Origin of the sequence: Haloimpatiens massiliensis, from assembly GCF_900184255.1 — a bacterium.
Classification (GTDB): domain Bacteria; phylum Bacillota; class Clostridia; order Clostridiales; family Clostridiaceae; genus Haloimpatiens; species Haloimpatiens massiliensis.
Genome location: NZ_LT854634.1, coordinates 91,883 through 113,322 on the forward strand (window position 1 = coordinate 91,883; position 21,440 = coordinate 113,322).

Consider the following 21,440-nt stretch of genomic DNA (forward strand, 5'->3'; position numbering starts at 1 on the left):
TGCCATTAATATACTGAACTTTTATATCTACATATACATTGCATTATAAATATATTATACCAAAAATAATTTGCAATATCATTAGTAAGCTTTACTAGCATTAATACACATTAAAGGATTATCCCACAAAAATCATTACATTACTTGAATTATGAAATTTCTACTGTTTTAATATTTTTTTGTTTATAATTTCTCAAATATTGATATAATCTAAAGTATATACTAAAACCATATGAGGTGCTTTTTATGATTAATTTTTCTAAAGAAGATTTAAAAAATTTATGTTATAGTTCTACCTTTCAAAGGGGAAAAGAATATTATGAAGAAAATAGAATATCAAACTTTTCTATAGAGGATATAGAAGATGATTATGGTAACCCATGTCAAAGGATCTTTGCCAATGTAAAAGGTTCCAATCACAAAACTTATAATTGCATTGCGGTACTCCTTAAAAAACATGAAGAAAAGTTGAACCTTTCCAGTTGCTTTTGTAACTGTGAGGCTTTTACAAAATACGAAGGCTTGTGTAAACACACAGTGGCATTGCTTTTAAAATACATAGATATAAGCAATACAAAAAAAAATAAAAGAAAAATTAATACTGAATCTATTGATATTGCTTCTTTTGTAAATTCAATAAGGCACGAATTAGATTATATTAATTCATATAAAAAAGAACTCCAACTAGACATAATATTAAATGTAGATAAATATAGCTATCATCCTGATGAATATTCTATTGAATTAAAAATAGGTGAACATAAAAAGTATGTAGTTAAAAATATGAAGCAATTTATAGAAGCGGTTAATTCGTCAGAAACTTTAGAATTTGGCAAAGGCTTTACATACGACCCTCACTGCCATATCTTTAAGTCAGAGGATAAAAAAATTATCGGCTTAATTCAAGAAATATATGAAACCCAGGCAAGTATTAGCCTAGATTTAAGTTACTACAATAACTCTATAAAATTTTTCAAAGGCAAACAAGTTTCTTTAAATGAATTACAGTTTAAAAGACTTCTTTCCTATTTAGACAATCATATTTTTACTTTTAAATTTAGCAACAAAACTTTTGAAAATGTAACTATAGTTCATGAAAATTTACCTATAGAATTACAGATAAGTGGAAATCATAAAAATATATTATTACTTCAAAAAAATCCACCATTTTTGCCAATAACCAGCGATGGGAAGTACTTTTTATGTAGAGATAAAATATATGCACCCAGCAAAACTCAAATTAGCCATTACATACCCTTTCACAATAAATTTTTAAAGAAAAATCCTATAGTAATACCTCGAAGTAGCTGGGGAGATTTTTCAGAATACATAATACCTTTTGTAAAGAATATAACTTCAACAATTCAAATTAAAGATGAAATAAAAGAATATATACTTAAAGAACCTTTAGAAAGTAATATATATCTAGATAAAGTGGATAATCATATAATTGCCAATTTAGAATTTAAATATGGTAAACATAAAATAAACCCTTTAAATGAGAAAAATAGTAGTGAAATTATTATTATAAGAGAAAAGGAAACAGAACTAGAAATTTTAAATACATTAAAAAAACATGGTTTCCAAAAGGAAGATACTTTTCTAATTCTTAAAGATGAAGAAGCTATAGTGGACTTCTTATATAAAGGTATAGGTAGTCTACAAAATACAAGCAACTTGTTTTACTCTGACAATTTTAAAAATATGAAGGTCCACAGTTCTTCTAGTATAAAATCCTCTTTAAGAATAAATGATGACGACCTTCTAGAAATTTCTTTTAACATGGATAATATAGACAATAACGAACTAGTAGATATTTTTAATAGTATAAGAACTAAAAAAAACTATCACAAACTCAAAAATGGAAGCTTTGTACTATTAAATTCTTTAGCTCTTGAAGATTTCACCAACACCATTGACTACTTAGGGATTAAAAACTCTCAGCTTTCATCTGAAAAAATTTTGCTAAGTAAATATAACGCCTTATATTTAGACCAAAAATTTAAAGATAATGAAATTGTAGAAGTTGAAAAAAACAATAAATTTAGGGAAACCATAAATAATATAAAAGAAGTTCACGAAAGTGATTTTAAAGCTCCAAGTCACATACAAAACATACTAAGAGATTATCAAAAAACAGGATTAAAGTGGCTAAAAACCTTAGCACATTATGGCTTTGGAGGTATATTAGCTGATGAAATGGGCCTTGGAAAAACGCTAGAAGCTATTGCATTTATAGCTTCTAGAGAAGATTATGATAGAGTTAATCCTTCTCTAGTGGTATGTCCAACTTCCCTTATGTATAACTGGGAAAGTGAAATACAAAAATTTGCTCCTGAGCTTAAGGTAGAAGTTATATGTGGCAATAAGGATTTAAGATATGAAAAAATGAAAAATATTAAAAATGTGGATGTGGTAATTACCTCTTATCCTCTTATAAGAATAGATATAGATGAATATAAAGATATAGCTTTTAACTACTGTTTTTTAGATGAAGCCCAAGCTATAAAAAATCCTCATTCACAAAGTGCCCATGCTGTAAAAGACTTAAAAGCAAAGGGACGCTTTGCCTTAACCGGTACCCCTATAGAGAATTCTCTTACAGAACTTTGGTCCATATTTGACTTTATAATGCCAGGATATCTTTTAAACCACACTAAATTCAGAACTCTATACGAAAACCCTGTAGTAAAAAATAAAAATGAAAAGGCATTAAAAGAACTGAATAACCATATAAAACCTTTTATTCTTAGAAGACATAAAAATGATGTTATAAAAGAACTTCCTAAAAAGATAGAACATACAGTTATTGTGGATTTATGTGATGAACAAAAGAAACTTTATACTTCCTATGTTAATTCCTTTAAAAATGAAATTGATGAGGACATAAATGAAATGGGATTTAATAAAAGCAAATTTAAAATTTTATCACTTTTAACAAGGCTAAGACAAATTTGCTGTGACCCAGCAATATTCGTACAAGATTATAAAGGAGAAAGTTCCAAAGTAACAGCACTTTTAGATATATTAGACAATGTATTAGAAGAAGGCCATAGAGTTTTAGTATTCTCTCAATTCACATCAATGCTTAAAAGCATAGCTGAAGAATTAAAAAATCAAAATATAAACTATATGTACTTAGACGGTTCTGTAAAAAGTGAAGATAGAATTAATATGGTAAATAAGTTTAATGAAGGAAACTCCAGCGTTTTTTTAATATCATTAAAAGCTGGTGGTACAGGCTTAAATTTAACTGGAGCAGACACAGTTATTCACTTTGACCCTTGGTGGAACCCTTCTGTGGAAAATCAAGCTTCTGACAGAGCTCATAGAATTGGTCAGAAAAAAACCGTAGAAGTTATAAAACTAGTGGCTAAAGGTACCATAGAAGAAAAAATTCAAAAGATTCAAGAAAAGAAAAAAGATATTTTTAATATGACTATTGAAAATGCTTCTGATGTGAATGTTTTAGGAAAAATGAGTGAAGAAGAAATAAAAGAATTGTTTCAAATATAACTATAATAATACAAATTTTAAAAAGAACTTTGGCAAATATACAATGTTGTAGAATCATAAAATTTCTCCTCCATGACTTGCATAAGAGCTTGGAACAATAAATTTAATTTAAGAAATTCTAATTTTTTAGCCATATAAAATTGAATTTAAATAGTTCCTTTGTTTCTTATGCAAGTCATTCCAGAGAAATTTCATAATTCAAGTAATGTAATACTTTTTGTAGGATAATTATATTAATATTATTTATAATAAACTATTTTTACATGCCTGATTATATGTAAATTCCATAATAAATTTATATTTTATATATCTTTCACCACATTGTGAATCCATTTATTTGATATAAATCTTCTTAATACTATTACAAGTTTAACCATCTCTTCTATCATTGACATTAGCACCACTATATGAACAGGGAATTTAAAAACAAATGCTACTATAAAAGCTGCTGGTATCCCTATACACCATAGGGTAATAGCTTGTACATATACCCCGTAAGAAGCATCCCCACCTCCACGTAATATACCTACTATTATTATGAAATTAAATGTCTTAATAGTAAATATAGCGGAATATATATATAAAATATATAGCGCACTCCTAATTACTTCATTAGAGACATTAAACATGGAAAGCAATGCTGGTGATGTGATAAATAAAACAAGAGACAAAATAGCCCCAACGCCTAAAGAAATAGCACAGATTCTTTTAGCATATAACTTTCCTCTTTCCTCTCTTCCTGCTCCTATTTCCTTTCCTATTATTACTACCGAAGCATTACCTAATGCAAAGTTTATTATCATAAAAAAATTAAATATTGTACTACAAATTTGTATAGCTGCGGTGGCCTTAGTACCTATTCTTCCATATATCACAGAATAAGTTACATTTCCAAGTCCCCAACAAGCTTCATTCACAACTACAGGAATTACTATGCTGTATAGACTTTTAAATAAAGGATATGTAGTAGAAGTTATATCTTTTATCCTTACTGCAAGTATTCCCTTTTTACCGTATACATAGATAATCAAAACACTTAATTCTAAAATTCTAGCTATTAATGTAGCCAGTGCCGCCCCTTTAACTCCCATGGCAGGTAATCCTAACTTTCCAAATATAAATATATAATTCAAAAATCCATTGCCTATAAGTCCCACTAAACTAGCTAACATTGGAACAGTAGCATTTTCTATACTTTTTAATGCTGTAGCGTAATTAAAACTAAGTGTAGTGAAAATATAGCTAAAACATACAATTTTTAAATAGTCTGCTCCTAGATTTATAACCATAGTATCCTTATTAAATATTGCAATAATTTTCTCTGGTACAAATAAAGCTATTATAAAAAACAAAATGGTTATAACAGTTCCACTTACTATGCCAATTCCTAGTACCCTTCTTATATTATCCTCATCTCTTTTTCCCCAAAGCTGTGATATAAGTACAGCACACCCTGAACTTATACCCATTACTATTAAACTATAAAGAAAATAATATTGATTGGCTATGCCCACAGATGCTAGTTCTATTTCACCCACCTTACCTATCATTACAGTATCTAACATATTCAAAGAAGAAACTATTAGATATTGAATAATTATAGGCAATGATAATCTAAAAGTATTTTTATAGAATTTTTTATCACTAAATATTTGATTTAAAGCTGCTGATATAGATTTTTCCATAACTTTTTCCTCCTTAACATTCTCGTTAGTGTATGGTTTTTTACATTATCTTTTTAATTTATTCTTTGATTAACCCACAATAAGGTACAATGTGGTGGAATTATGAAATTTCTCCTCCATGACTTGCATAAAAGCTCTGAACAATAAATTTAATTTAAACACTTCCTTCGCTTCTTATGCAAGTCATTCCAGAGAAATTTCATAATTCAAGTAATATAATGCTTTTTGTGGGTTAATCATTCTTTATATTTTTTTAAATATCAGTAAAAAAAGTAACCACTTTGAAGATTTTTCAAAGTGGTTACTTCTCACTTGTATTTGATGTAAATAATTAACAATTATCTAATATAACTTATAACATTTTCTTTTCTTCTAGGAGCTCTAACTTCTCCAGATCCTTTATAACCAAGAGCAACTCCATAGTAAGACTTATACCCATCTGGTATATTTAATTTTCTAGCCACCTGTTCATGTTCAAAAGAAAGTCCTATAAGTCCTATCCAAAGAGAACCTATATCTAAACTTTCCGCTGCAAGAAGCATATTTTGTATAGCGGCAGAACAATCAGTTAATGGTGAATAAGCATCTTGTCTGCCTGATACTACCACTAAAGTTGGCGCTCCATGGGTTAAGTCTAAATCTTTATTGTTTGCCATATTTCTAAATCCTTCATCTGAAGAAGTCTTTAACTTTTCCTTTGCCACATTACTCATAAGATTTATTAGTTCTCTGTCTTGAATAACAGTAAAGTGCCATGATTGAGCATTACAACCAGAAGGAGCATAAGTACCAGCTTCCAATATAGCCTGCAATTCTTCTTCTTTTATTTGTTCTTTCTTATAATCTCTTATACTTCTTCTCTTTTTAATATTTTCTATAATAGTATTCATGCCAATTCCTCCTATCATATATCACTTACAACTTTTATAAGCTGCTACTCAAAATATGGTCAAATGTATCCATATTGAGATTCTTACTGCTTCAACGTACTCTGCCTTGCCTAAGCTACTACAGTTTGTATAGCACTCCACAGTCGTTAATTCCCCAAATAGCCTTGGGTACACATATAAGTGCTTGTTTAATTAAGCTATCTTATATTCTTTAGCATTGGCTAAATTTATTGAAGCATTTAAATCTCTATCAATAGAAAGCCCACAACTGCATTTGTAAACTCTATCAGATAGTTTTAAATCTTTCTTATATGCTCCACAACAGCTACACACTTTACTACTTGGATAGAATCTATCAACTATTCTTATCTCAATGCCATTTTGTTTAGCTTTTAAAATAAGCTTAGTTCTAAATTCATAAAACTTTTGCCCAGCAACCGCTTTAGCTAAATGTCTATTCTTCATCATTCCACTTACATTTAAATCTTCAATAGTTATAAAACTTGGTTTTTGTTTTATTAACTCATTCACTGTTTTATTTATGTAATCAGTTCTTATATTTGTAAGTCTTTGATGAAGTTTTTGTACCTTGACTATTTGTTTTTGGATATTTTGACGAGTAGCTTCTCCTTTCTCTTTTTTATTTCTTAATTTTAAACTTTCATATTTCCTTGAAAGTTTTCTTTGCTCACGTTTTAGTTTCTTCTCTGCTTTTTTAACTGNGTCAGGATGATGAGGAATATATTTGTTATTAAGCCATTTAGAAAAATCCATACCACTAATAAGTTTTTTCTCTTTTTCATAAACTTCTTTATTATGAGCAATATAAAAATTGTATATAAACCTACTTACACCAATAGTTTGATGAATTTTAGTTATCTGTTCTTCTGTTGGTTTAATTTCTATTTTGTATGCTTTTTTCAACTTCTTCATCTTCCTTTATCTTTTTATTATATTTTCTTTGTATTGCTCATAAGTATAATATCTCCTATTTGTTGGTATTCTAAATGCTTTTAATATTCCTTCGTTATCCCATCTTTGTAATGTTCTAACTGATACATTAATTAACTCTACAACTTCATTTGGTTTATAGTTAATATTCTTCAAATGTACTCACTTCCTTTTCATAAGTGCATTTTACTATATTTAATTACTTTTATCTATATTTTAAATAACTAAATATATCTCCCACAAATTGCTTAGTTAAGTTAAGAACCTCTTTAGCAATATCTTCAATAAGGCAAGTTTACCAAAACTATCAATAGTAACTCGAAGTTCTCTATTAAAATAAATATAGCTGTATAACTAATTAAATTCTAAATGTAAGTAATATATCACTAATTAATTATACAGCAATAATTTAAAATGTAAACAAGTTAAATCTCAAATTCTTTGCACTTTTCATATATTTCCTCATACACTTGTGCCTTAATATACGCTCCTTCTTCTCTATAGTCTTCATTCACAATATTACAAGTTTCATGAAGCATAGAAACCATAGCTTGCCTGTGATAAGGAATAATAAATTCCTTTTGAATAAGTTTTACTGGAATCTCTTTACCTATAGTTTTTAACAGCATATTAAGATTTTCCCCAGTTGCAGCACTTACTTCCACTACATTCTGCTCCTTTAAAAAACTTCTTAAAGATTCCAAAGTTTCTATAGAAACTTTATCAATTTTATTTAAAACAACTATAATATTTTTGTGTAACACATCTAGCTCTTCTAGCACATCATTAACAGCTTTTATTTGCTCTAAAGCCTCTTTACTTGAAGCATCCACCACATGTAAAAGAACATCTGCTTCTATAACTTCCTCTAAAGTTGACTTAAAAGCTTCTACTAATTCATGAGGAAGTTTACTTATAAATCCAACAGTATCTGATAAAGCAATCTTCCTATTGTCATTTAAAGCTACAGCTCTTACAGTGGTATCTAGTGTGGCAAAAAGCATATCCGCCTCAAAAACTCCATTCTTCAATTTACTGTTACAAGATGAGATTTCACAAAGCTTATTTCGTAAGGTGGACTTTCCAGCATTAGTATACCCAACTAACGCCACTTTACTTATGTTTCCCCTATTTCTGTTCTCTCTTTGAACTGCTCTATTGGAAACTATCTTTGAAAGCTCCTCCTTAATATCCTGTATTCTTTTTTCTATGTGCCTTCTATCAGTTTCAAGCTTCTTTTCCCCAGGACCTCTTGAACCTACACCTCCTTTTGTACCTACACCACCTTTTATCTTATCAAGGTCTGCACCAAACCCTCTTAGCCTTGAAAGTCTGTGCTTAAGTATAGCTAGCTCCACCTGTAATTTAGATTGCTTACTTTTAGCTCTCTTTGCGAATATTTCCAGTATCAATGTTGTTCTATCTATTACCTTACATCCAATCCTTTCTTCAAGATTTCTAACTTGAGATCCAGATAATTCATCATCAAAAACTACAAGATTTGCATTTTTAATTTGCCTTAAATAAGCTAATTCCTGTGCCTTTCCTTGACCTGTATAATAAGCTGAATCTATTCTATTTTTTTTCTGAAAAACTTTATATACAGAAAGAACTTTACAAGCTTCTGCAAGCCCTTTAAGCTCCTCTAAACTCTCTTCACTATCTGTACTCACTAAAATTGCCCTTTCAATGCCTTCTTCACATACTTCAATCTCTGTGATAATTTTATCTATATAGTGAATTTTATCTATAAACTGAAAATCCATAGCCTTACTAATACTGAAATTTTTAAATTCATCACAAACTAAAATTTTGTCATATACATCACATAATCCTATATTTATCTTAACATCACTAGTATTCTCTTTAACTCCAATAGATACTATAGCATCTAATTTCATATCTAAAAGAGCTGATATATCCAACGAGGAAAGCTTAGGATTCCCGCTGGGATGAGTGTGAATTATTCTAATGCCACTAAGCCTTTTACCTCTATCCTCAATAAATGGTATCTGGGCGCTTCTACTGTCACCAACTATAACACTAAGGATTTTTCCCTTTCTATCTATAGCTACACTTATTTCCTTTCTTATTATCCTAGTAATATCATTCATTTCATCTACTAATTCGTAAGAAAAAATACTATATTTATCTATACTTATATCATATAAATTTTCAATTCTTTCTAAAATAGATTTTCTTATACCATCAATATTTCCTTGTATCATAAAATCACCCCTGTTTAAATTTAGTAAATAAATCTGTAATTGTTTTAATACATTTTTTCAAAACTATTCTATTCTCATCCAAATTCTCATTTTCATAACCCCCTGTAAAATTAGCAACAAAGTAATATATTGCTATGTTTATAATTTAGTTATAAAAAAAGCTGCAGCTAATCTAGCACTAATAACTAGAAATTTACTGCAGCCTTTGTCATAATCTTTAAAAATAAATATAAAAAAACCGCAGATTTTCCCACGGTTAATTAACTAATTATATTAATAAAACCGCAGCTTACACGTCTACGGTCAATAACAAATGATTTATTAACAACTTAATTGTAACCCTTAAACATTAACATAATACTTATAAGCATCAATTGTAGTTGAAACCACACCAACACAAGAATACATATATTATGGGTTATTTCTATTTTTCATGTTAACAAATTATAAAAATTTCTCCTGACAGCAGACTGTATATTCTATTGTTAAATTATGTCTTAACTTATTGCCAAATATTAAATTAATCATTTTACAGTCTCCTTTCAGATAACTTCCATTATTATAATTTATATTATACATTATACAATATAGGTATTATATTGTAAAGCCCATAGACAAAATAAATTTATCTTCGGCAATATCCTTGTTCTATCTCTAGGAAATAAAGAAGCCTACCTCACGTTTTTTAATCCCAATATCTGAGAAGTCAATCTTTCTAATCCTATGGCAATTCCCCCATGAGGCGGCATTCCATATTTAAATACTTCCATGTATGCTATAAAGTTATCCGGCTTTAAACCTTTATATATCATATTTTCCTTTAACATAGAATGTTCATGTATTCTTTGTCCCCCTGTGGTAATCTCTAATTCTCTAAATAAAAGGTCAAAAGAATAAGTAAATTCCTTACTTTTCGGCATAGTATAATAGTTCTCTTCTTTCTTGGGTAGTCTGTTATAAATAAAAATTCTGAGCCTAATTTTTCCTCTGCGTACTTACATATTAGCTTCTCGCCCTGTGGGTCCAAATCTCCTTTTTCACAGTACTTACCATATTCTCTTCCCAATATATTTATAGCTTCTGAAAAGGTAATGCAAGGGATAATTTCTTTTATTTTTGGCAGTTTAATTTTCAAACAACCCAATAAATCCTTATACTCATGGTCTAACTTAAACATAATGTGTTTTAAAATACCAGTTTCTAACTGCATTATTTCCCTCTCATCTTCTATAAATCCCATTTCTAAATCCATGCTTACATATTCATTTAAATGTCTGCTGGTATTGTGTTCCTCAGCCCTATACACATGGGCAATTTCAAAAGTTTTATTTTATATTCAGTATTCTAAAATTACTGCATAAATTAATATTCCTAATAAATTAATAAAATTAATTAGTCATCTCCTGGTTGTCCCTGAATATCCCTTACAAATAGGGGAATAATATTTATATACCTATAAATATTATTTTTAGGGAGATAGATATTTTGTTTCAATTTTAGTTTAAGAAGCTATTAATTTAGACAATAAATCTTATTCAGAAGGAATAGGTGTAGACCTTGGACTAAAGATTTTTGCAATTTGCAATAATGGTTTAACTAAAAAGAATATCAACAAAACTAAAACAGTTAAAAAGGCAGAAAATAAACTAAAACGTGAGCAAAGAAAGCTTTCAAGGAAATATGAAAGTTTAAAATTAAGAAATAAAAAAGAAAGGAGAAGCTACTCGTCAAAATATCCAAAAACAAATAGTCAAGGTACAAAAACTTCATCAAAGACTTACAAATATAAGAACTGATTATATTAATAAAACAGTAAATGAGTTAATAAAACAAAAACCAAGTTTTATAACTATTGAAGATTTAAATGTTTCAATCAATTTAGGCAATGCTAAAGAATATAAGATAGCTTAATTAAACAAGCACTTATATGTGTACCCAAGGCTATTTGGGGAATTAACGACTGTGGAGTACTATACAAACTGCAGTAGCTTAGGCAAGGCAGAGTACGTTGAAGCAGTAAGAATCTCAATATGGATACATTTGACCATATTTTGAGTAGCAGCATGTGATTATGGATAAAAATAAACTTAATGATTTTGATAAAATTAAAAAAGATGAATTTAAATACTCAGGTTCTTTAACTCCCGAAATCATGAACTTTACTGCAGCTCATATAAACAGTGGTGTAACCAGTGCAGATATAAAATTAGCAAAAAAACTCAATGAAGAAAAAAAACGTGAAGATTAAAGATAAACATAAAAACAGCAGCCTAATGATATGTTTATTTTATGACTAAAAGTTAAAATGATAAAACTTTGTCATAGAATGAACTATCATTAAAGACTACTGTTTTTCTCTCTTGCTTTCTATAATGTTTTCTATAGTAACATACTTATCTCATCAAATAAATTTTTATTTTGTTTTATTTCCCTTTCATTGCCAGCAACACAACAATAATTTTGTTCCATTCCTTCTTTCACCATATGCGTAAATTCCTTAATGTCTTGTAACTTTGTATTTAAAAGTTCATCTTTTTCCTTTTGTAAATCTTCATAAGTTATGCCACATATATAATTTTCCGTAGCCTTTTCACCTTTTCTGTCAGGAGTTAATGGTTTATAAACATATCCCACAGAGCCAATTATAAACTTCTCCATATCCTTTTGTGCGTAATTTATCCCTTCTAAAAATTTATAAGCTTCATCATATACATCTATAGTTCTTGTAAGATTTGGATCACGATATGATGCAAAAGCAATATTATTTCCTCTTCTCATATCCATATAACATCCATAAGCTCCACCTTGAAGTCTAACCCTTGTATAAAGATACTCACTATTTAATATGGTTTGAAGAACGGGCATTTTTCCAGAGTATTTATAGTTAAGCTTTCCAAAATCAAAGGCTTTAACCACGTATTGTACATTACTAGCAGTAACTAATGCTTGATTTTTATTTGATGATTTAAAGTTAATTTCAGCAGCTTTTATTTTATTATCTTTAAGCTCATCTAATACAATATGCATGCTGGAGTTTACTTTATTTTCTTCTTCCTTTTCTCCTACAAATGAAATTATTAAATTATTTTTATTAAATATAGTTTTATATACTTTTCTTAAATTATTAACAATTTCATTACAATTATTTTCAAATTCCTTCTCCAAATGGCATAAGAACTCGTAATATGCTGCACCTTTCAATATATCAATATACTTATCAGCTTTAGAGAAACATGAATATGCCCTAATGGTAGCCAATTGATTTCCTGCATTTATAACTCTCATTTGAAGTTTTGATTTTGTCTCCCTTATTACTTCTCTAATTCTTCTAGCATCATCAAAAGTAGTTAAAGTTATTATCTCATTTATCAGTTTAAATAAATTAGGAATATTTTCTGAGAGCACCTTAGATTTAATAATAAATTTTGGGTAATACACTTCTATATTATTTTTTTCATTATAAACCTCTGTATCAAAATCTATACCACCAGTAGTACTATATATTTCCGTTACAAGATCTGAATAATCTCTTTTTTCAGTATGAAGTTTTCCTAAAACATCGCGTAATAATCCTATATAAGGAATATATTTTTGCTCAATAATGCTGGCATCAAATAATAAATTTATATAGGATATTTCATTTGTGTTCATATTATGAGAAAGTATAGTAACTCCCTTATCTTCAGTTACTACTTGTGGAATTTTTTCAACTTTAGGAGACACTTCCTCTATAGATAATTTTGGAATAGTATCCTTAGCTTCTTCTGTATCCTCTGCTATTTGAGCTTTATTTAATTTTTCATTTTCATCTTTAAGTTTTTGTAAATCCTCCTTTGAAAGAGAAGCTTTATACTTTTGTAACTTTTCGTCTAAAGATTTTACCTTACTTCCCTCTAGTCCTTTTTTAGGATTTAAAACCACAAAGGAGCAGTGATTATTGTTTAGCATATATTTTTCTATGAAATTCTCAAAATACTTATCATTCATAGAAGCCTTTATTTTATTAAGATTATTCTCATATTTTAAATGTGTTAGTGGATTACCGTCATAAAGCCAACTCTCCATTACCTTGCCACTATAATGAAGTCCCTTATTAGCCATTCTCCATGGGTCTGCTTCACGAAGTTCAAATTCAATTGAATTTATAGACGCCTTTAAAAGCTTTTTATCTATTCCGTTTTTAACCAAAGATCTTAAAGTTTCAAAAATCACTTCTTTAAATCCTTCTCTTTTTCTCTTATCTGTGTTTTTTACTGCTATAGGGAATATAGCTTGTTTAGTTGGATCCATATTCATTTGATCAAAATTAAGTATACTTTCCCCTACTTCTTCCTTAAGTAAAGCAAGTTTTATTGGAGAAGCTGAAGATTCTATAAGCATGTTATAAAGTATCTTCATAGCTAAATATTCTTCAGCATTAGAATTTTCACCACAAACAAAATTCAAAGCAAAAAAGCTTTTGTTTTCTTCGTTTTCTTCTGGACTTATAGAATATTCTGAAGTTGTTTCTGCCATTTCTTTAAAAGGTTTCACATCATCTATATGAGACGGTATTTCTATTCTGTCAAAATTAATAAGATAATTTTCATTTATGAATTTAAGACATTCATCTAAATCTTGATCACCATATAAATAAATATAACTATTGGATGGATGATAAAATTTACTGTGAAATTCTTCAAAATTCTTCTGAGTTAACTGTGGTATTTCCTCTGGAGCTCCACCAGAATTAAATGCATAAGTAGTGTTTGGAAATAAAGATTTATATATTTCCCCTGCCAAAACTTCCTGTGGTGAAGACAATGCTCCCTGCATTTCACTATACACAACACCTTTATAAATCAACTTATCTGTCTTTGGATCTGTCTCATATCTCCATCCTTCTTGACGAAGTATTTGATGATTCTCATATATATTAGGATATAAAACTGCATCTAAATAAACATCCATTAGATTCATAAAATCCTTTTGATTTCTGCTAGCCACCGGATAACTAGTTCTATCTGGATAAGTCATGGCGTTTAAAAAAGTATTCAGTGAACTTTTTGCAATATCCCCAAAAGGATCTTTAGTTTTAAATTTTCTTGATCCACAAAGTACAGAGTGTTCTAATATATGTGCCACTCCAGTGCTATCTGTAGGGGTTGTCCTAAAACTTATACAAAATACCTTATTATCATCCTTGTTTTCTAAATGTAAAAGTCTTGCCCCACTCTTAAGGTGTTCAAATACTCTAGCTACAGATTGAATTTCATCAATTTTGTTTTCTTCTAACAATTTAAAACCGTAATACATTTCATTAACTTTAAATTCATTATGCATACTCTAGCCCCCCTTATTAAGTTATACATGCTTGTTGTAAATTGTCAAAACATTAGCCCAATTACAAATAAATGAACTAATCTCATAATATAACTAAATTACTATAAAATCAAGTCTAAGGAATATATTACTGAAATTCTCAATATACAATTATAATCATCCATTTTACATACTAAATTTCAAATTTAAATGGTAATAATTCAAATTATGAATTATAAATGTATTAGGCACATTCAAATAAATAACAAGTCAGTATGCTAGTCTATTTTGCATCAGCAGAACCCGACGATAGTCCTAGTGACATAACCGGCTTCCTTGTCTGACACAAAATATACCAATATCTTTGACTTGTTATTTCTTTTCATGTACCTTATAAAATCATGTTTATTCATTTACATAACATATAAACATTACATTTTAATCTTCCCAAAATCCTCTTAACCATTTTTTTGTTTTTTCATCTCCGAAAATTGCCTCAACAGTATCTAGATAAATTTTCTTGTACTCTTCCTTAGTTATTCCAAATTCAGAAAACAATATCTTGCTCTCTTTTTCCATATTTGTATCTGATACTGTTCTATTATCAGTATTAATGCTCACTTTTATTCCATTATTAAAGAAATCATAAAAAGGATGATTTTTATATACATCTATTGCTTTAGTTTGTATATTACTAGTTGGACACATTTCTAGAGTAATGCCCTTATGTTTTACAATTTCATAAGCCTCTCTACAGTTTTTAATATACACACCGTGTCCTATTCTTTCCGCCCCAAGAATTTCAATTGAATCTAAAACATTTTCTCCTATACCAGTTTCTCCTGCATGAATAGTTATCCTATAACCATAATTTTTAGCTAAAGCTATAGCTTTTTTATAGTTTTGTGCAAATGATTTTAGTTCAGGTCCACATAAATCTACTGCTACTACGCCCTTGCCTATAAATTTCTTTCCGCTTTCTATTACCTCAATAGCACTGTCCTCACTCATAGTTCTCATGCAACCTATTATTACATTACCCTTTATATCAAACTTACTTTCTGCATCTTTTATGCCTTTTATTACACTCTCTAATACTTGTTCAACATCCAATCCTTTTCTTGTATGAAGTAATGGAGCAAATCTAACCTCTATGTATTTTACATTTTCCTTAGCAGCATCCTCAAGAAGCTCGAATGTAATTCTTCTCAAACTCTTATTTGACTGCATTACTTTATTAGGTATATCAAATTTTTCCAAATATTCCTCTAATGATTTACATTCTAAAGGAGCCACCAGTAATTCTTTAATATCTTCAACATTAAAAGAACCTATGTCTATTTTCTCCTCTTTAGCTATATCAATTATTGTTTCAGGTCTAACGCTGCCATCTAAATGACAGTGCAATTCTATTTTAGGTAAATTCATAATTGTATTTTTAGTGAGATACTCTTGCGGCGTGAACACCACATTCTCACTAATTCCTCCTTTCTTATATATCTCCTGTAGTAGTTACAAATAATATTCTCTTATTATAAATTTCTACAGTACAATAATTTTTCACATTGTACAAAATTGTATTAAATCTTATGGATACTTAGTTATTGAAGATTTTAAACATTAATCCGTATAATAAAAAACTGCTTACAAAGAAGACATTAATACTAATATCTTCTTCGTAAGCAGAAATTATCGGTTCCTGGTAGAGACCCCCAAACCATATCATTGGGGTTATACGAATTACAGATTTCATTTATTATTTTCAATATTATACATACTTATATTCTTAATGTCAATTATATTTTTTATTGCGAATAGATTTAATTAGCACTATAAAATAACTATATATTAATAAGAGACTTTTATATATGGCTATTTTAAACACTTTAAATAAGGATATGATTCAAATGTCTACTATGAATACTGTAAATTCACTTTAATTTATCGTAACATCTTATACTTCATATACATATTATATGTATGTATATCAAATATTTTTTAAGTATATTTTAAGGGGGCAAATTTATGAATAAAAAACTGACTTCAATTTTGTTAACAACTAGTATGCTTTTCATGTCAACCTTTACCTTTACTGAGAAAGCGCATGCAAGGGTACTCATTCCAACTAGTTCACAAAAGGAGGTTTCATATAATTCTAACCATATGATAGATGACTTTTTGAAAGATGGAGAATTTTTCTTAGACTTAAAGAATATGCCTGAATCTGTTAAATCAAAAGTAAATAATAAACACTTTAAAAATTCATCTGAGGTGGAAAAATTTTTAAATAACGATTCAAATTCTTCTACACCTGAAAATAGTAAATTATCTGTAGAAAAAATAATAAAAGATGATCTTGGTAAAAAGCACTATAAAGTTCAATATTTTGTAAATGGAATACCTGTTTATGGTTGTGACTTAATTCTGCATACAGATAATAGTGGTAAAATCTATGCTATAAATGGAGAACTAGATAAAACTTTTGAAAATATAAACTGGAACAAAAGAATAAAACTTCAATCTAAAAGTGCCTTGGAAATAGCTGAAAATCATATAAAACCAAAGAAAATATTTGAAGAAAACTCAAAATTGTATTTATATAATTTTGATGGAAACCCTTATGTAGTATATCTAGTTAATTTAAATTGTGAAAGTGGAGACTGGAAACTATTTATAAACGCTGAAAATGGACAAATAGTAGATGAATTTAATAACCGACCAATTTTATTACAGAATGATGAAACAAATAAAAAAAGCGAAAATAAAAATATAACTAATATAACTAATAGCGGAGAAGTAACCACTGGAACTGGTAGAACCACCCTTGATGGAGAAGTAGCAATTCCAACTTACTGTGAAGATAGCAAATATTATTTATGCAATAGAACTAAAAATATGAACGGTTCTATAATGGTGTATAACCTAAACAATTCACTTGAGGAAAATGATATAACTAGAAAGACAAAAGACCAAGTAAAACAATATGGTCCATTAATGAGTGATGATGACAATAAATTTATAGACGCTGCTCAAATAGCTGGTGTAGATGCTTATATTAATTTCTCAAATGTTTACGATTATTATAGAGATATTCTAAATAGAAATAGTATAGACAATAATGGTATGGATATAGAAGGTTTTGTTCATGTAGGTAACAATTACAATAATGCTTTTTGGTTCGATTCCCATAAAGCTATGTACTTTGGTGACGGTGATGGTAAAGATTTTTCAAGCTTTACAGCAGCCTTAGATGTAATAGCTCATGAATTATCTCATGGTGTAACTAGTATGCAATCTAATCTTGAATATAGGAAACAATCTGGTGCTCTAAATGAAGCATTTTCAGATATAATCGGTGCAGCAGTAGATGATGATGATTGGCAGATTGGTGAAGATTGCTATACCCCTGGTAAACCAGGCGATGCTTTAAGAGATATGCAAGATCCTCATAAAGGTAACCAACCAGCTCATATGAGCGAATATAAAAATTATCCAGCTCTTCCGTTTTTCGACTGGGGTGGAGTTCACATCAACTCAGGCATTATAAATCATGCTGCCTACTATATTGGTGAGAGCTTAGGAAAACCAGCTATGGCCAAATTATTTTATAGAGCTAACTGCCTTTACTGGAGATCAACAACTAATTTCTCAGAAGCAAGGAAAGGTGTAGAACTAGCTGCAAAAGACTTATATGGTGACAACAGTAAAGAATTAAAGGCTGTTCAGCAGGCTTTTGATAATGTAGGAGTAAAATAACCTTAAAATTTTTAAAAAGGCTGTATAACTTTTACTACAGCCTTTTACTTTTATATATTATTTACCTAAATATATAAAGTTATTTAATTAGTTATATTCTCTTCATATGATATAATTATCAGGTATAAATTATTATCTTAAATACCTTATTACTTTTTCCTCTATTTTTCAAATGAAAGAATTCATTAAATATATTATTAAATTAATCTGTTACTACAGCAGTTCCTGAGGCTGTTACCATGAGCATGCTTCCACCTTGTCCAAGAACTTCATAGTCTATATCAATTCCTACTACAGCATTAGCTCCTATAGCTTGTGCCCTTCTTGATAATTCAGCTATAGCACCATCTCTTGCTCTTATTAATTCTTCTTCATAAGTTTCTGATCTTCCACCTACAAAGTCTCTAATTCCTGCCATAAAATCTTTAACAAAATTTACACCAGATATTACTTCTCCGCACACTATTCCTCTATACTCTATTATCCTTTTTCCCTCTATTTGTGGTGTGGTTGTCATTATCATAGCAAACTCCTCCTTAAAATTCATTTATTAGTATAAATTAATATTTATATAATTATAATATGATTAACCCACAAAAAACATTATATTACTTGAATTATGAAATTTCTCTGGAATGACTTGCATAAGAAGCGAAGGAACTGTTTAAATTTAATTTTAGAAATTCTTCTTTTAGACAGATAAAATTATCGTAAGCCTGGCAAGGACGCCAGGCTAGCGAACCTGAGGCAGGACGCTGAATGTGAGCGTTAGATAATTTTATATGGCTAAAAGATTAGAATTTCTTAAATTAAATTTATTGTTCCGAGCTTTTATACAAGTCATGGAGGAAAAATTTTATAATTCAACCACATTGTACCTTATCGTGGGTTAATCATACTATACTCTATTTGTCTATAATCAGTACCTTTCTTAAATATTCTTTAGCCCTTTTTTCCCTAATCACTATCTCTCTCTTCTCTGTAAGTGTTATTATAAAATCGCCTTTTATTTCTTTAACATACAATATGTGCTCTTTTAAAAATATATAATCCCCCAATACAATTCCATCTTTATAAGAACCAACCCTGCTGCCCAAAACACTTACGCCCGTCCTTTCACTTTTCTCCATAATAAATGTAATATTATTTTTAAGTTTATTGACGTGTAGCTGTGGTCCATATAATGAATCAATAAGAATCATAAATACAAATATAAGAATATATATTCCCAAAGGAGAAAAAAAAGAAATTTTATTACTGTAGTAACCTAACATATAGTAAATAGTCATAAAATATATGGTTATTAAAAATGCTATATTATAAATAATTTCAAACTTTGGACTTGGACCTAAATAGTAAAATTCCTCCAATTTCATTTTCTCTATCTCTACATTTATTTTTTTAATTATCCTTGGCATTAAATACATATTAAATATGCTAACCACAACTATGGTAATTATTTTAGATACCATAGCTAATTTTGAAAACAATAATACAAGCACTATAAATATTAAATTAATTATCCATGATGAAATTTTTATAAAATTATTAGAAACTTTTGCATTCATGTTCTCCGCCCCCATTTCTGTTAGTAATTTCTATATATTTATATTACCATTATATTTGCTTAATGTAAAGTATTTTTTATTATATATCATAATTTAAATATACATTTTATGTAGTTATTATTACTTTGTAATACGTAGATATATAAATTTAAACTTTTTTAAAATGTATACACAAATGACATAGAAAATAAAAAAACCCTGGTAAAACACCCAGGGTTCATAAGAATACATTTAAAATTTCTTAATTTCTCATTATTTTTCTAATATTTTTTTAATAGCGTCCCTTAAATTCTCAGTTTCAAACTCTATATCTTTTTGTTCCAAATCTGTTTTCAACTCTTTAATAGGCTTATTTAAATCTGTATCCTCTGGTAAACCGCACTCTTTCAATAGTATTGAAGATTCTATTTTAAATTCTTTACATATATCATTTAAAGTCATGTATCCTCTTATATTGTCTGGATTTAGCACTCCATTTTGAGTTAAAGTTTCTGTATTTCCTTGAGCTACTTCAAATTTTCCTGAAGCTACATTGCCACCTATCACTAAAATTACAACCAATGTAACAACAGCACCTATAGCACTTAGTGAAAGCTTCTTTTTACCCTTTTTCATATCTAGAGTTTCTGACTTTGGACATACTGCTAGACATTCGCCACAACTTATACATTCCATACTATCAGTGGCATTACAATTACTAATTTCTATTCCCATAGGGCAGTTTTTAGTACATTTCTTACAATTTACACATGTTTGAGGATTTCTCTTTACTTTAAATATTCTTAAAGGTGATATTATTGCAAGAAAAGCTCCAAGTGGACAAAAATATCTACACCAAGCCCTTTCTATAAACAAAGAGGACATAAAAATCAGCATTAGTATTATAAATCCTATTAAAAATTCACTAAAGATTTCACTGCCTGAACCTAAGTGCATAAATGTAGCCCAAGGATCTAGCGGTCTTAATATCAATTCTCCTGCTTTATATGTTGTAAATAAAACCACCACTAAAACCACATACTTAGAATATCTTAAAATCTTGTCCATTTTTTCATTTACTTTAATTTGTTTTATTTTAAGTTTTCTACCTAATTTATTTATAAGAGTCTGAATAGTTCCCAAAGGACATATATATCCGCAGAATATTCTTCCCAGCAAAATAGTAAGCACTATTAAACATATTAAAATTATTAAAGATGATGGTGCTATTCTCTTTATATAAGCTCCATCTTTTATTAACGAAAATAGTGTTTCCAATCCTCCAAAAGGACAAAGGGCATCTACAGAAGGCGAACCGCTAGGACCTCCCCCTTTTACTTGATGCATATATCCCATTACAGGTGCAAAAATCAGAAAAAATATAGATATAACCCACTTAAAATAATTTCGCTTTTTCATAAAATCACTCCTTTTTTATAATCATCATGTTTTTATAATAAAGGAGTAATTTGATAAAAATTAGATGTAATTGTGACTAAATTGTGAAAATCATATTGTTATTAAAATTCATTGATTAAATTCTATTTTTTATAATGTTACAAATAT

Annotated in this window: 12 protein-coding genes, 3 pseudogenes and 1 riboswitch; of the genes and pseudogenes, 4 read left to right on the plus strand and 11 right to left on the minus strand. The window is 28.8% G+C overall.

Going from position 1 to position 21,440, the window contains the following annotated elements; genetic code table 11:
- The first annotated feature begins 246 nt into the window (after window positions 1–246).
- Window positions 247–3,516 (plus strand): DEAD/DEAH box helicase, encoded by a 3,270-nt coding sequence (locus C1715_RS00500; RefSeq protein WP_146005349.1) that lies wholly within the window; start codon window positions 247–249, stop codon window positions 3,514–3,516.
- A 302-nt stretch (window positions 3,517–3,818) separates the two neighbouring features.
- Here C1715_RS00500 and C1715_RS00505 read toward each other — a convergent pair whose 3' ends face one another.
- The 6 genes and pseudogenes from C1715_RS00505 to C1715_RS00530 form a co-directional block, all read right to left on the minus strand.
- Window positions 3,819–5,201 (minus strand): MATE family efflux transporter, encoded by a 1,383-nt coding sequence (locus C1715_RS00505; protein ID WP_102398735.1) that lies wholly within the window; start codon window positions 5,199–5,201, stop codon window positions 3,819–3,821.
- 338 nt (window positions 5,202–5,539) lie between these two features.
- Window positions 5,540–6,091 (minus strand): nitroreductase family protein, encoded by a 552-nt coding sequence (locus tag C1715_RS00510; RefSeq protein WP_102398736.1) that lies wholly within the window; start codon window positions 6,089–6,091, stop codon window positions 5,540–5,542.
- 192 nt (window positions 6,092–6,283) lie between these two features.
- Window positions 6,284–7,015: an RNA-guided endonuclease InsQ/TnpB family protein gene (locus C1715_RS00515; RefSeq protein WP_102398737.1), complete on the minus strand. Its 732-nt coding sequence runs from the start codon at window positions 7,013–7,015 to the stop codon at window positions 6,284–6,286.
- Window positions 7,002–7,189 (minus strand): annotated as a pseudogene (locus tag C1715_RS00520) (MerR family transcriptional regulator); the annotation flags it as partial. The pseudogene C1715_RS00520 and the gene C1715_RS00515, both read right to left, overlap by 14 nt.
- Window positions 7,190–7,467: 278 nt before the next feature.
- Window positions 7,468–9,270: a GTPase HflX gene (gene hflX, locus C1715_RS00525; RefSeq protein ID WP_102398738.1), complete on the minus strand. Its 1,803-nt coding sequence runs from the start codon at window positions 9,268–9,270 to the stop codon at window positions 7,468–7,470.
- Between the two features lie 671 nt (window positions 9,271–9,941).
- A pseudogene (locus C1715_RS00530) lies at window positions 9,942–10,597 on the minus strand (amino acid--tRNA ligase-related protein); the annotation flags it as partial.
- A 148-nt stretch (window positions 10,598–10,745) separates the two neighbouring features.
- Here C1715_RS00530 and C1715_RS00535 point away from each other — a divergent pair.
- Window positions 10,746–11,139, plus strand: a pseudogene (locus C1715_RS00535) (RNA-guided endonuclease TnpB family protein); the annotation flags it as partial.
- 202 nt (window positions 11,140–11,341) lie between these two features.
- Window positions 11,342–11,518, plus strand: a complete 177-nt coding sequence (locus C1715_RS19215) for a hypothetical protein (RefSeq protein WP_180963946.1) — start codon at window positions 11,342–11,344, stop codon at window positions 11,516–11,518.
- 131 nt (window positions 11,519–11,649) lie between these two features.
- Here the strand turns inward: C1715_RS19215 and C1715_RS00540 are convergent, their stop codons facing one another.
- Together C1715_RS00540 and add are read right to left on the minus strand one after the other, a co-directional pair.
- A complete protein-coding gene (locus C1715_RS00540) occupies window positions 11,650–14,592 on the minus strand; it encodes an insulinase family protein (protein WP_102398739.1) in 2,943 nt (980 codons plus the stop codon).
- A gap of 417 nt (window positions 14,593–15,009) precedes the next feature.
- Complete coding sequence (gene add / locus C1715_RS00545; RefSeq protein ID WP_102398797.1) at window positions 15,010–15,999, minus strand: adenosine deaminase; 990 nt, start codon at window positions 15,997–15,999, stop codon at window positions 15,010–15,012.
- A gap of 231 nt (window positions 16,000–16,230) precedes the next feature.
- Window positions 16,231–16,330: riboswitch (purine riboswitch) on the minus strand.
- Between the two features lie 266 nt (window positions 16,331–16,596).
- Here add and C1715_RS00550 point away from each other — a divergent pair.
- Window positions 16,597–18,327 carry a M4 family metallopeptidase gene (locus C1715_RS00550; protein ID WP_102398740.1) on the plus strand — a complete coding sequence of 577 codons (1,731 nt, stop codon included), beginning with the start codon at window positions 16,597–16,599 and terminating at the stop codon, window positions 18,325–18,327.
- Window positions 18,328–18,529: 202 nt separating this feature from the next.
- Here C1715_RS00550 and C1715_RS00555 read toward each other — a convergent pair whose 3' ends face one another.
- The 3 genes from C1715_RS00555 to C1715_RS00565 form a co-directional block, all read right to left on the minus strand.
- Window positions 18,530–18,850, minus strand: coding sequence for a heavy metal-binding domain-containing protein (locus C1715_RS00555; RefSeq protein WP_102398741.1), 321 nt, complete (start codon window positions 18,848–18,850; stop codon window positions 18,530–18,532).
- 382 nt (window positions 18,851–19,232) lie between these two features.
- Window positions 19,233–19,895 carry a hypothetical protein gene (locus C1715_RS00560; RefSeq protein WP_102398742.1) on the minus strand — a complete coding sequence of 221 codons (663 nt, stop codon included), beginning with the start codon at window positions 19,893–19,895 and terminating at the stop codon, window positions 19,233–19,235.
- Window positions 19,896–20,147: 252 nt separating this feature from the next.
- A complete protein-coding gene (locus C1715_RS00565) occupies window positions 20,148–21,293 on the minus strand; it encodes a 4Fe-4S binding protein (RefSeq protein ID WP_102398743.1) in 1,146 nt (381 codons plus the stop codon).
- Window positions 21,294–21,440 lie beyond the last annotated feature (147 nt).

What these genes read in the sequence shown, in the direction of transcription:
- C1715_RS00500 (WP_146005349.1), top strand. Translation starts at nt 247, where the DNA reads ATGATTAATTTTTCTAAAGAAGATTTAAAAAATTTATGTTATAGTTCT.
- C1715_RS00505 (WP_102398735.1), bottom strand. Translation starts at nt 5,201, where the DNA reads ATGGAAAAATCTATATCAGCAGCTTTAAATCAAATATTTAGTGATAAA.
- C1715_RS00510 (WP_102398736.1), bottom strand. Translation starts at nt 6,091, where the DNA reads ATGAATACTATTATAGAAAATATTAAAAAGAGAAGAAGTATAAGAGAT.
- hflX (WP_102398738.1), bottom strand. Translation starts at nt 9,270, where the DNA reads ATGATACAAGGAAATATTGATGGTATAAGAAAATCTATTTTAGAAAGA.
- C1715_RS19215 (WP_180963946.1), top strand. Translation starts at nt 11,342, where the DNA reads ATGGATAAAAATAAACTTAATGATTTTGATAAAATTAAAAAAGATGAA.
- C1715_RS00540 (WP_102398739.1), bottom strand. Translation starts at nt 14,592, where the DNA reads ATGCATAATGAATTTAAAGTTAATGAAATGTATTACGGTTTTAAATTG.
- add (WP_102398797.1), bottom strand. Translation starts at nt 15,999, where the DNA reads ATGAATTTACCTAAAATAGAATTGCACTGTCATTTAGATGGCAGCGTT.
- C1715_RS00550 (WP_102398740.1), top strand. Translation starts at nt 16,597, where the DNA reads ATGAATAAAAAACTGACTTCAATTTTGTTAACAACTAGTATGCTTTTC.
- C1715_RS00555 (WP_102398741.1), bottom strand. Translation starts at nt 18,850, where the DNA reads ATGATAATGACAACCACACCACAAATAGAGGGAAAAAGGATAATAGAG.
- C1715_RS00560 (WP_102398742.1), bottom strand. Translation starts at nt 19,895, where the DNA reads ATGAATGCAAAAGTTTCTAATAATTTTATAAAAATTTCATCATGGATA.
- C1715_RS00565 (WP_102398743.1), bottom strand. Translation starts at nt 21,293, where the DNA reads ATGAAAAAGCGAAATTATTTTAAGTGGGTTATATCTATATTTTTTCTG.